This is a genomic window from Streptomyces cupreus, assembly GCF_014257025.1.
Classification (GTDB): domain Bacteria; phylum Actinomycetota; class Actinomycetes; order Streptomycetales; family Streptomycetaceae; genus Streptomyces; species Streptomyces cupreus.
The window spans coordinates 147,858-158,955 of sequence record NZ_JACMSF010000015.1; the positions used below are offsets into that span (position 1 = coordinate 147,858).

Annotated in this window: 10 protein-coding genes; 5 read left to right on the forward strand and 5 right to left on the reverse strand. The window is 70.2% G+C overall.

Annotated features, from left to right (window positions below):
• Nucleotides 1–161: 161 nt before the first annotated feature.
• From fdhD to H4N64_RS16745, 5 genes are read right to left on the reverse strand one after another with little or no spacing between them, the layout of a single operon-like run.
• Complete coding sequence (fdhD, locus tag H4N64_RS16725; RefSeq protein ID WP_186283108.1) at nt 162–1,010, reverse strand: formate dehydrogenase accessory sulfurtransferase FdhD; 849 nt, start codon at nt 1,008–1,010, stop codon at nt 162–164.
• Nucleotides 1,011–1,027: 17 nt separating this feature from the next.
• Entirely contained in the window at nt 1,028–1,888 is an 861-nt protein-coding gene (locus H4N64_RS16730; protein WP_186283109.1) for a 2Fe-2S iron-sulfur cluster-binding protein, read from the reverse strand.
• Nucleotides 1,885–3,885, reverse strand: coding sequence for an NADH-ubiquinone oxidoreductase-F iron-sulfur binding region domain-containing protein (locus H4N64_RS16735; RefSeq protein WP_186283123.1), 2,001 nt, complete (start codon nt 3,883–3,885; stop codon nt 1,885–1,887). The genes H4N64_RS16730 and H4N64_RS16735 overlap by 4 nt, the downstream gene beginning before the upstream one ends.
• A gap of 5 nt (nt 3,886–3,890) precedes the next feature.
• Nucleotides 3,891–5,810 (reverse strand): molybdopterin oxidoreductase family protein, encoded by a 1,920-nt coding sequence (locus H4N64_RS16740; protein ID WP_186283110.1) that lies wholly within the window; start codon nt 5,808–5,810, stop codon nt 3,891–3,893.
• Nucleotides 5,807–6,778 (reverse strand): 2-dehydropantoate 2-reductase, encoded by a 972-nt coding sequence (locus tag H4N64_RS16745; RefSeq protein WP_186283111.1) that lies wholly within the window; start codon nt 6,776–6,778, stop codon nt 5,807–5,809. The genes H4N64_RS16740 and H4N64_RS16745 overlap by 4 nt, the downstream gene beginning before the upstream one ends.
• A 222-nt stretch (nt 6,779–7,000) precedes the next feature.
• On the opposite strand from H4N64_RS16745, the gene H4N64_RS16750 reads away from it, so the two are divergent.
• From H4N64_RS16750 to H4N64_RS16765, 5 genes are all read left to right on the forward strand, one after another.
• Nucleotides 7,001–8,365 carry an OFA family MFS transporter gene (locus H4N64_RS16750; RefSeq protein WP_186283112.1) on the forward strand — a complete coding sequence of 455 codons (1,365 nt, stop codon included), beginning with the start codon at nt 7,001–7,003 and terminating at the stop codon, nt 8,363–8,365.
• Nucleotides 8,334–8,468 carry an MFS transporter small subunit gene (locus tag H4N64_RS45120; protein WP_260859755.1) on the forward strand — a complete coding sequence of 45 codons (135 nt, stop codon included), beginning with the start codon at nt 8,334–8,336 and terminating at the stop codon, nt 8,466–8,468. The genes H4N64_RS16750 and H4N64_RS45120 overlap by 32 nt, the downstream gene beginning before the upstream one ends.
• Before the next feature lie 163 nt (nt 8,469–8,631).
• Nucleotides 8,632–9,579 (forward strand): beta-ketoacyl-ACP synthase III, encoded by a 948-nt coding sequence (locus H4N64_RS16755; protein WP_186283113.1) that lies wholly within the window; start codon nt 8,632–8,634, stop codon nt 9,577–9,579.
• A 122-nt stretch (nt 9,580–9,701) separates the two neighbouring features.
• Complete coding sequence (locus H4N64_RS16760) at nt 9,702–10,379, forward strand: GntR family transcriptional regulator (protein WP_186283114.1); 678 nt, start codon at nt 9,702–9,704, stop codon at nt 10,377–10,379.
• Nucleotides 10,380–10,573: 194 nt separating this feature from the next.
• The coding region (locus H4N64_RS16765; RefSeq protein ID WP_186283124.1) for an ROK family transcriptional regulator at nt 10,574–11,098 on the forward strand (525 nt) is incomplete at its 3' end.

The following is an 11,098-nucleotide window of genomic DNA, read 5'->3' on the forward strand; positions in this document are numbered from 1 at the left end:
GCAAGAGGCCAACCAAGGGCGCCTGTATCGAGGCGACCGACCCATCAAACACTGAGGCAAGCTGTAGTTGGAGGCGCCCAACAAAAACAGCGGGACCCCTGTTGGCGCAGGGGGCGCTCCCCGCCGTCAGGGGCCCCGCCGCCGTGTATCGCGGGGGACCGTCAGCCCTGGGTGGCCGCGGCCCGCAGGGCGATACGGTCCTCGCCCGCGTACACGTTCATGGAGCTGCTCCGGAGGAAGCCCACCAGGGTCAGGCCCGTCTCGGCCGCGAGGTCCACCGCCAGGGAGGACGGGGCCGACACCGCCGCCAGTACCGGGATCCCCGCCATCACCGCCTTCTGCGCCAGCTCGAAGGAGGCCCGGCCGGAGACCAGCAGGATCGTGCGGGACAGGGGCAGATCGCCGCTCTGGAGCGCGCGCCCGACCAGCTTGTCGACCGCGTTGTGCCGGCCCACGTCCTCCCGTATGTCCAGCAGCTCCCCGTCCTCGGTGAACAGGGCCGCCGCGTGCAGCCCTCCGGTGCGGTCGAAGACCCGCTGGGCGGCGCGCAGCCGGTCGGGGAGGCTCGCCAGCAGCTCGGGGTCGACACGGACCGGGGGAGTGTCGGCGATGGGCCAGCGGGCGGTCGTGCGGACGGCGTCGAGGCTCGCTTTGCCGCACAGGCCGCAGGAGGACGTCGTATAGACGTTCCGCTCCAGGGTGATGTCCGGGATCACCACCCCCGGCGCGGTCTTCACGTCGACCACGTTGTACGTATTGGAACCGTCCACCGTGGCGCCCGCGCAGTACACGATGTTCTGCAGATCGGCCTGCCCGGCGAGTACCCCCTCGCTGACCAGGAACCCGGCGGCGAGCGCGAAGTCGTCGCCGGGGGTGCGCATGGTGATCGCGAGCGGTTTGCCGTTCAGCCGGATCTCCAGGGGCTCCTCGGCGACGAGCGTGTCCGGGCGGGTGGAGATCGCCCCGTCCCGGATGCGGATCACCTTGCGTCGTTCCGTGACTCGTCCCATGTCCCCATCAGCCCCGATCAGTTCCGGTTCTGGACGTGCTGGTAGCCGAAGCGGCCCTTGATGCACAGATTGCCGTGGGTCACCGGATTGTCGTGCGGCGAGGTGACCTTCACGATCTCATTGTCCTGCACGTGAAGCGTGAGGTTGCAGCCCACTCCGCAGTACGCGCACACCGTGGTCGTCTCCGTCTGCGCCGACTCGTCCCAGGTACCCGCCGCCCGCATGTCGAACTCCGACTTGAAGGACAGTGCCCCGGTCGGGCACACCTCGATGCAGTTCCCGCAGTACACACACGCGGAGTCGGTCAGCGGGGCGTCGTGCTCCACGGCGATCCGGGCGTCGAAGCCCCGCCCGGCCACCGAGATCGCGAAGGTGTTCTGCCACTGGTCGCCACAGGCGTCGACGCACTTGTAGCAGAGGATGCACTTGTCGTAGTCGCGCACATACAGATCGTTGTCGACCTTCGGCTCTTCGTTCAGACGGGCCGCGTCCGGGCCGAAGCGGTCCGGTTTCGCCTCGTACTCCTTGATCCACTCGGTGACTCGCGGTGTGGTCGACAAGTCGACCGAGGAGGCGAGCAGTTCGAGGACGATTCTGCGGCTGTGCCGGGCCCGCTCGGTGTCGGTACGGACCTCCATGCCCGGCTCGGCCTTCCGCGAGCAGGCCGGGACCAGTGTCCGGGATCCCTCGACCTCCACCACACATACGCGGCAGGCGTTCTTGGGCCGCAGTGTGTCCCCTTCGCACAGGGTCGGGACGTCCTTCCCGGCGGCCCGGCAGGCGTCGAGGATCGTCGAGCCCTCGGGGGCCCGTACCGGCTCCCCGTCGATCGTGAACTCCAGCAGCCGGCGCGGGATCCCCAGCGGTGTCACGGTCATTCGTACGCCCCCAGACGGTCGATGGCGGATTCCACGGCGTTCCACGCGGTCTGTCCCAGACCGCAGATCGAGGCGTCCCGCATCGCGCGGCCTACCTCCCTGAGCAGGGCGATGTCATCGGCGGCCGCCGCACCCGTGCGCTCCGCGATCCGGTGCAGCGCCTCCTCCTGGCGCACGGTCCCGACCCGGCACGGCACGCACTGCCCGCACGACTCGTCGCGGAAGAACTCGGCGATGCGCAGGAGGAGCCGGGGCAGCGGCACCGTGTCGTCGAAGGCCATCACCACGCCCGAGCCGAGGGTGGTGCCCGCCTCCCGGGTGCCTTCGAAGGTGAGCGGGATGTCCATTTCGTCGGGCCGTACGAAGCCGCCGGCCGCGCCGCCGAGCAGGACCGCTCGCAGCCCGTCGCGCACCCCGGCCAGCTCCAGCAGCTCGCCCAGCGTGGCGCCGAAGGGGAGCTCGTAGATCCCGGGCCGCTCCACACTCCCGGACACGCAGAACAGCTTCGGCCCGGTGGACCTCGCGGTGCCGATCGCCGCGTACGCCGGTGCGCCCATGGTCAGGATCGGCAGGACGTTGACCAGCGTCTCGACGTTGTTCTCCACCGTCGGTTTGCCGAACAGGCCCTTCTCCACCGGGAACGGCGGCTTCGAGCGCGGCTCGCCCCGGTAGCCCTCGATGGAGTTGAACAGGGCCGTCTCCTCACCGCAGATGTACGCGCCCGCGCCCCTGCGGATCTCGATGTCGAAGGAGTAGCCCTGGCCGAGGATGTCCTCGCCGAGCAGGCCCCGCGCGCGTGCCTGGGCGAGGGCGTGCTCCATGCGCGCGAGGGAGCGCGGGTACTCACCGCGCAGATACAGATAGCCCTGGTGTGCGCCGGTCGCGTAGGCGGCGATCGTCATCGCCTCGACAAGCGCGTACGGATCGCCCTCCATGATCACGCGGTCCTTGAAGGTGCCCGGCTCGGATTCGTCGGCGTTGCAGACGAGGTAGTGCGGATGGTCGGGCCGGGACGCCGTGGCCTGCCATTTGCGGCCGGTGGGGAAGGCGGCGCCGCCACGCCCGACCAGGCCGGAGTCGGTGACCTCGCGGATGACGCCGGCCGGGCCGAGGGCGAAGGCCCTGCGCAGGGCGGTGTAGCCGCCGTGGGCGCGGTAGTCGTTGAGGCTCGACGGGTCCACGGCGCCGATCCTGCTGAGCAGGGTGAGACCCGGCTCCCCGGCTTGGGGCACCGCCATGGCTGCCGGTGGCTCCTCGGGGGCCGAGTCGGGCGAGGCCGCGGCGAGGACGGCGGTGTGTGCGGTGGCCGGGGCGACGACGGCGGTGGCCCTGGGAGTCCCGCCCCCGCCGCCCCTACCCGTCCCATCCCCGGGGCGCTGCCCCGGACCCCCGCTGGGCGCTGCGCCCCCAGACCCCCGCTTCGGCCCTGAACGGGCCTCGTCCTCAAACTCCTCCAGAGGGGGTGCCCCCAGACGGGCCGGGTGTGCCGCCGGACGGGCCGGGTATGTCACGCCCGCTCGCACCACCAACGCCGCCGGCGCCCGCTCGCACAACCCCAGGCACGGGCTTCGCTCCACCGAGACGCCGGGGCCGAGGCTGCCCTCGATGCCGGCGCACAGGTCGACCGCGCCCGCCGCCGCGCAGGCCAGGTCGGTGCAGACGTGGAGGACGGTCGCGGGGCGGGGCCTGACGGAGAACATGGCGTAGAAGGTGGCCACGCCGTACGCCTCGGCCGGCGGTACCGTCAGGCGGCGGCACAGGTAGTCGAGGGCGCCGTCGCTGATCCAGCCGATCCGGTCGTTGATGGCATGCAGCCCCGGCAACAGCAGGTCCCTGCGATCCCGGGCCTCGCGTCCGCCGCGCGCCCACCTGAGGTCGGCGGCTCGCATCTCATCGCGGGCGGCGCCCTCCCAGGAGGACTCCGGGGGACCCAACAGGGCGTCGACGGCCGCCCGTTCGTCGTCCGTCGGCTTGCTGTCGCCGAAGTGCAGGTCCACTTGCGTCACCTCACGATGGTCGCGACGGGGAGCTTCTCGATCCGGATCGCCGACGCCTTGAACTCCGCCGTCCCCGCGATCGGGCAGTTGGCCTCGATCGTCAGCTGGTTGGTGTCCACCTCGTCGGGAAAGTGCATGGTCATGAAGGCGAGCCCGGGCCTGAGGGCGGTGTCGATCCACACCGGCGCCACCACGGAACCCCGGCGCGAGGTCACCTGGACCTCCTCGCCCACCACGACCCCGTACCGCTCGGCGTCCTCCGGGCACAGCTCGACGTACTCGCCGCGCCGGAGCGGGGAGGCGAAACTCCCGCTCTGCACACCGGTGTTGTAGGAGTCGAGCCGTCGCCCGGTGGTGAGCCGGATCGGGTACTGCTCGTCGGTGAGGTCGACCGGCGGATCGTGCTGGACCAGGCCGAAGGGTGCCAGGCGTCCCCTGTTCGCGGGGTCGGGATCCCACAACCTGCCGTGCAGGTAGGTCGGTTCGAGTGCGTCGGTACTGGGACACGGCCACTGGATGCCCTGGTGCTGCTCCAGACGCTCGTACGTCATCCCGTAGTGGTCCGGGGAGACCGACCTGAGCTCGTTCCAGACCGCCTCGGCGTCGGCGTACTTCCACTCGTGGCCGAGCCGTGCCGCCAGCTCGCAGATGATGTCGATGTCCTCGCGCGCCTCGCCGGGCGGGGCGACCGCCCGGCGTACGCGCTGAACTCGCCGCTCACTGTTGGTGGTTGTGCCCTCCGTCTCGGCCCATCCCGCGGTCGCGGGCAGGACGACGTCCGCGAGCTCGGCCGTCTTCGTCAGGAAGATGTCCTGCACGACGAAGAAGTCGAGGGCCTGAAGACGCCGTACGGCCTGTTCGCTGTCGGCCTCCGACTGTGCCGGGTTCTCGCCGATGCAGTAGACGGCCTTGAGCGTGCCCTCCTCCATCGCCTCGAACATCTCCGTCAGGTTCAGCCCGTAGTGCGGCTGGATGACGGTGCCCCACGCCGACTCGAACCTCAGCCGGGAGCCGGCGTCGAGGATGTCCTGGAAGCCCGGCAGACGGTTGGGGATCGCGCCCATGTCGCCGCCGCCCTGGACGTTGTTCTGCCCGCGCAGGGGCTGAAGTCCGCTGCCGTAGCGGCCGACATGGCCGGTCAGCAGCGAGAGGTTGATCAGCGCGCGGACGTTGTCGGTGCCGTTGTGGTGCTCGGTGATGCCGAGGGTCCAGCACAGTTGGGCGCGCTCGGCGCGGGCGTAGGCGTGCGCCAACTCCTTGATGGCGGCGGCCGGTACGCCCGTCACCTTCTCGGCGAGCGAGAGCGTCCAGGGCTCGACGAGTGCCTTGTACTCCTCGAAGCCGCTGGTCGCCCGCTCGATGAACGCCTCGTTGGCCAGGCCCGCGTGAATGATCTCGCGGCCGATGGCGTGCGCCATCGGGATGTCGGTGCCGACGTTCAGCCCCATCCAGCTCTCCGCCCACTCGGCGGTGGAGGTGCGGCGCGGGTCGACGGCGTACATCCGGGCGCCGTTCCTGATCCCCTTCAGCACGTGCTGGAAGAAGATCGGGTGCGCGAAGCGGGCGTTGGAGCCCCACATCACGATGACGTCGGTGTGCTCGATCTCCTCGTACGAGGAGGTGCCACCGCCGGAGCCGAAGGCGGCGGAGAGGCCGGCGACGCTAGGGGCGTGACAAGTGCGGTTGCAGGAGTCGACGTTGTTGGTGCCCATCACCACCCGGGCGAACTTCTGGGCCACGTAGTTCATCTCGTTGGTGGCGCGGGCGCAGGAGAACATGCCGAAGGCGCCGCGGTTGCGCTCGATGCCCTGGGCCGCCCGCTCCAGGGCCTCCTCCCAACTCGCCCGCCGGAACGGCTCGTCACGCGAGTCCCTGATCAACGGATGGGTGAGCCGGGTATATGTCCTCGGCCGGCGTTGCCTCATGCGGCGCTCCTCAGTGCGAGCAGGTCCGAGATGGCGTGCACGGTGCGCAGGGTGGGCACCTCCACGCCGGTGATCCCCGCCAACTCGACGACCGCCGCGAGGAGTACGTCGAGTTCGAGCGGCTTGCCGCGCTCCAGGTCCTGGAGCGTCGAGGTGCGGTGGTCGCCGACCTTCTCGGCGCCGGCCATCCGGCGTTCGATGGAGATGCCGATCTCGCAGCCGAGGGCCTCGGCGACGGCGAGCGTCTCGGCCATCATGGTCTCGATCACCTTGCGGGTGCCGCCGTGCAGACACATCTGCCGCATGGTGGCGCGGGCCAGCGCGCTGATCGGGTTGAAGGAGATGTTGCCGAGCAGCTTGAGCCAGATGTCATTGCGCAGATCCGGCTCCACCGGGCACTTCAGGCCACCGGCCTTCATGGCCTCGCTGAACGCCAGACAGCGCTCGGACACGCTCCGGTCCGGTTCGCCGACCGAGAACCGGGTGCCTTCCAAGTGCCGTACGACACCGGGCCCTTCGAGCTCGGTGGCCGCGTAGACGACACAGCCGATCGCCCGCTCGGGCGCGAGCACCGCACTGACCGCGCCGCCGGGGTCGACGCTCTCCACGCGATGGCCGTCGTGGGGGCCGCCGTGCCGGTGGAAGTACCACCAGGGGATGCCGTTCTGGGCGGCGATCACCGCCGTGGAGTCATGCACCAGGGGCTCGATCAGCGGCCCGCACGCCGCGTACGAGTTGGCCTTCAGACCCAGGAACACATAGTCGACCGGGCCGATTTCGGCCGGGTCGTCGGTGGCATGGGCGCGAGCGGTGAAATCACCGCGCGGGCTGAGCACCCGCACGCCGTGCTGCCTCATGGCCGCCAGATGCGGTCCGCGGGCGACGAGATGCACATCGGCGCCGGCGCGATGGAGCGCGGCACCGACATAGGCGCCGATCGCACCGGCGCCGAGGACTGCGACTTTCATACGGGGGAGCTCCGTTCGGTCGAGGGATACCGCGGAGATGGAGCGCTGCCGAAACTCTGTCGACGAAATATTGTCTACAGTATGCCCGTTGGGGCGGCAAGGGTTCGGGCAGCACCGGAAACCGGCCGGTTCGACCGTTCGTCGCGCGCTGGATACCGTTCATCGCATACGGTCGACGCACCGCCTTCTCAACTCCGTTCAGGGTTCCTACCGTTCGGGATCATGAGTCCACCGGTCGCACCCCAGGGTTGGAGCCGCTGGCTGGTTCCCCCCGCCGCTCTCTCGGTCCATCTCTCCATCGGACAGGCCTATGCCTGGTCCGTGTTCAAGCCGCCCCTGGAATCCGCGCTCGGCCTCACCGGCACGCAGAGCGCGCTCCCCTTCCAGTTGGGCATCGTCATGCTGGGCCTGTCGGCCGCGTTCGGCGGCACGCTCGTCGAGCGCAACGGCCCGCGCTGGGCGATGACCGTCGCCCTGTGCTGCTTCTCCTCCGGCTTTCTGCTCTCCGCCCTCGGCGCGGCCACCGAGCAGTACTGGCTGATCGTCCTCGGCTACGGCTTCGTCGGCGGGATCGGCCTCGGCATCGGGTACATCTCGCCCGTCTCCACGCTGATCAAGTGGTTCCCGGACCGCCCCGGCATGGCCACCGGAATCGCCATCATGGGCTTCGGCGGCGGCGCGCTGATCGCCTCGCCGTGGTCCGCGCAGATGCTGGATTCCTTCGGTACGGACAGCGGCGGCATCGCGCTGGCGTTCCTGGTGCACGGGCTGACGTACGCGGTGTTCATGTCGCTGGGTGTCCTCCTGGTCAGGGTGCCGAGAACCGGCCCAGGGGCGCGGGGCGGTGTTGAATCTGCGGCTACCGCCGCGGGGGCGCGCTCAACCCCCACCGGCCCGCAGGTATCGGCGAACACAGCCCTGCGCACCCCGCAGTTCTGGTGCCTGTGGGTCGTGCTGTGCATGAACGTGACCGCGGGCATCGGCATCCTGGAGAAGGCCGCGCCGATGATCATGGACTTCTTCGCGAACACCTCGACAACGGTGTCGGCGACCGCCGCGGCCGGCTTCGTCGCCCTGCTGTCGGCCGCCAACATGGCCGGACGCATCGGCTGGTCGTCCACCTCCGACCTGATCGGGCGGAAGAACATCTACCGGGTCTACCTGGGCGTCGGCGCGCTGATGTACGCCTCCATCGCCCTGTTCGGCGACTCCTCCAAACCGCTGTTCATCCTGTGCGCCCTGGTGATCCTCTCCTTCTACGGCGGCGGCTTCGCGACGATCCCCGCCTATCTGAAGGACCTCTTCGGCACCCACCAGGTCGGCGCGATCCACGGCCGGCTGCTCACCGCCTGGTCCACGGCGGGAGTCCTCGGACCGCTGATCGTCAACTGGATCGCCGACCGGCAGGAGGAGGCCGGCAAGACCGGCGCGTCCCTGTACGGGCTCTCCTTCGTCATCATGATCGGCCTGCTGGTAGTCGGCTTTGTCGCCAATGAGCTGGTCCGACCCGTCCATCCCCGCCATCACATCCCCGCACCCCGTCAGGAGGTCCTCGATGTCGAACGACAGCAGCCAGAGTCCGCCTGACCGGCGCGGGCTGATCGCCTTCGCCTGGCTGTGGGTGGGAGCACCGCTCTGCTACGGGCTCTACGAACTCGTACAGAAGGCGACACAGCTGTTCACCGGGTGACCGGGGACGGCAGACCGTTCGGAAAGTGTTCGGGCGTCCGAGTGCCTGACAGAAGCCGACAACCCGGGCGGCCGATTCCTGTGGCATCGCCTGCCGCCGTACCCGCGAGTCACTGATCAGACTGGTGGATCCCGCTACCCACAGCAACGAGGGGGACCACCCGATGAACGGCTCGCGCATCGCCGCGCTCGGCCACTACCAGCCGGCCAAGGTACTCACCAACGAGGACCTGGTCGGCATGGTCGAGACCAGCGACGAGTGGATCAGATCCCGGGTGGGCATCCGCACACGCCATATCGCCGGGCCCGACGAGCCGGTCGACGAGCTCGCCGGGCACGCGGCGGCCAAGGCGCTCGCGGCCGCGGGCCTCACGGCGGGCGACATCGACCTGGTGCTGGTGGCCACCTCCACCGCCATCGACCGCTCCCCGAACATGGCCGCGCGCGTCGCCGCCCGGCTCGGCATCCCCTCGCCCGCCGCGATGGACGTCAACGTCGTCTGCGCCGGTTTCACCCACGCGCTCGCCACCGCCGATCACGCCGTCCGGGCGGGCGCCGCCACCCGGGCCCTGGTGATCGGCGCGGACAAGATGTCCGACGTGACCGACTGGACCGACCGCACGACCTGTGTGCTCGTCGGCGACGGGGCGGGGGCCGCCGTCGTGGAAGCGTGCCCTTCGGGTGAGGCGCCGGGTATCGGGCCCGTGCTGTGGGGCTCGGTGCCCGAGATGGGGCACGCCGTGCGGATCGAGGGGACGCCGTCGCGTTTCGCCCAGGAGGGGCAGAGCGTCTACCGCTGGGCCACCACCCAACTGCCGGCCATCGCGCGGAAGGCCTGCGAGCGGTCCGGGCTCGCGCCCGCCGAACTCGCCGCGGTCGTGCTCCACCAGGCCAACCTGCGGATCATCGAACCCCTTGCAGAGAAGATCGGCGCGGTGAACGCCGTGGTGGCCAAGGACGTGTCCGACTCCGGGAACACCTCGGCCGCGAGCATCCCGCTCGCCTTCTCCAAGCTCGTGGAGCGCGGCGAGATCTCCACCGGTGACCCGGTGCTGCTGTTCGGCTTCGGCGGGAACCTGTCGTACGCCGGGCAGGTCGTCCGCTGCCCCTGACGGGTGCCGTGCCTCGGGTGTGATGAGGCCAACTCCCTCTCTCCCTGGCCCTTGTGCGCCGTAGACTGTAGACGAAAGACAATCCATACTTTGCTGTCCGACGGCTCTGGAGGGGGACCGCGATGTTGTCGACAGGACTTCCGCAGGGGGCGGTGCCCAAGCTCGAACGGCCCGGGCCGCTGCGGGACCGTGTCTACGAGGCCCTGCTCGAACTCATCACCACCCGCGCCCTGCGCCCCGGCCAGCATCTGGTCGAGAGCGAACTCGCAGGTCATCTCGGTGTGTCCCGGCAACCGGTGCGCGAGGCGCTGCAACGTCTGAACACCGAGGGCTGGGTCGATCTACGGCCCGCCCAGGGCGCGTTCGTGCACGAGCCCACCGAGGAGGAGGCCGACCAGCTCCTCACCGTGCGCACCCTGCTGGAGGCCGAGGCCGCCCGGCTCGCCGCCGCCAATGCCGGAGCCGCCGGGATCACCGCCCTGGAGGAGCTGTGCGCCGAGGGCGAGCGCGCGGTGGCGGCGGACGACGTGGACGGCGCGGTGGCGATGAACGCCCGCTTCCACGCGAAGGTGATGGAACTCGCGGGCAACGCCGTCCTCGCCGAACTCGCCGCCCAGGTCGACCGCCGCGTGCGCTGGTACTACACGCCGGTGGCCCGGCAGCGCGGCAAGCAGTCCTGGATCGAGCACCGTCGGCTGATCGCGGCGATCTCCGACCGGGACCAGCAGCGCGCCACCGAGCTCATGCGCGAGCACACCGAGCACACCCGGACGTCGTACCACGCCCGACAGCGTGGCTGACGCTCACAAGGTGTCGGCGTGCTCCCGTGCCCTGGGGTGCCGACGCGAATGACACCAGGCTTTGTCCTGTGAGTGGAAAAAGTGGGAAGCAATTCGTGCACAGATTCTTCCCAGTCACGGCGACCGCTGCTACGTTCCCCTCGAAAGCCCGGCAACTGGTGGCCGACTGAGGCGGGGAGGGGCACGTGAGACGCATGACGGCGCGACCCGCGAACGCCCATCAGGCCCGGCTGCTCAAGCTGTTGCGCGACGGGGGGCCCAACTCCCGGGCGCAACTGGGCGATCAGGTCGACCTCTCGCGGTCCAAGCTGGCCGTGGAGGTGGACCGACTGCTGGAGACGGGCCTGGTCGTGGCCGACGGACTCGCCGCCTCGCGCGGCGGCCGGCGCTCCCACAACATCCGGCTCAACCCGGGGCTCCGCTTCCTCGGTGTCGACATCGGCGCGACCTCGGTCGACGTCGCCGTCACCAACGCGGAACTGGAGATCCTCGGACACCTCAACCAGCCCATGGACGTGCGCGAAGGCCCGGTCGCGGTCTTCGAGCAGGTCCTCGCCATGGCCGCCAAGCTGAGGGCGTCGGGGCTCGCGGAGGGGTACGACGGCGCCGGCATCGGCGTCCCCGGCCCGGTCCGCTTCCCCGAGGGCGTCCCGGTCGCGCCGCCGATCATGCCCGGCTGGGACGGCTTCCCCGTGCGGGAGGCGCTCAGTCAGGAACTC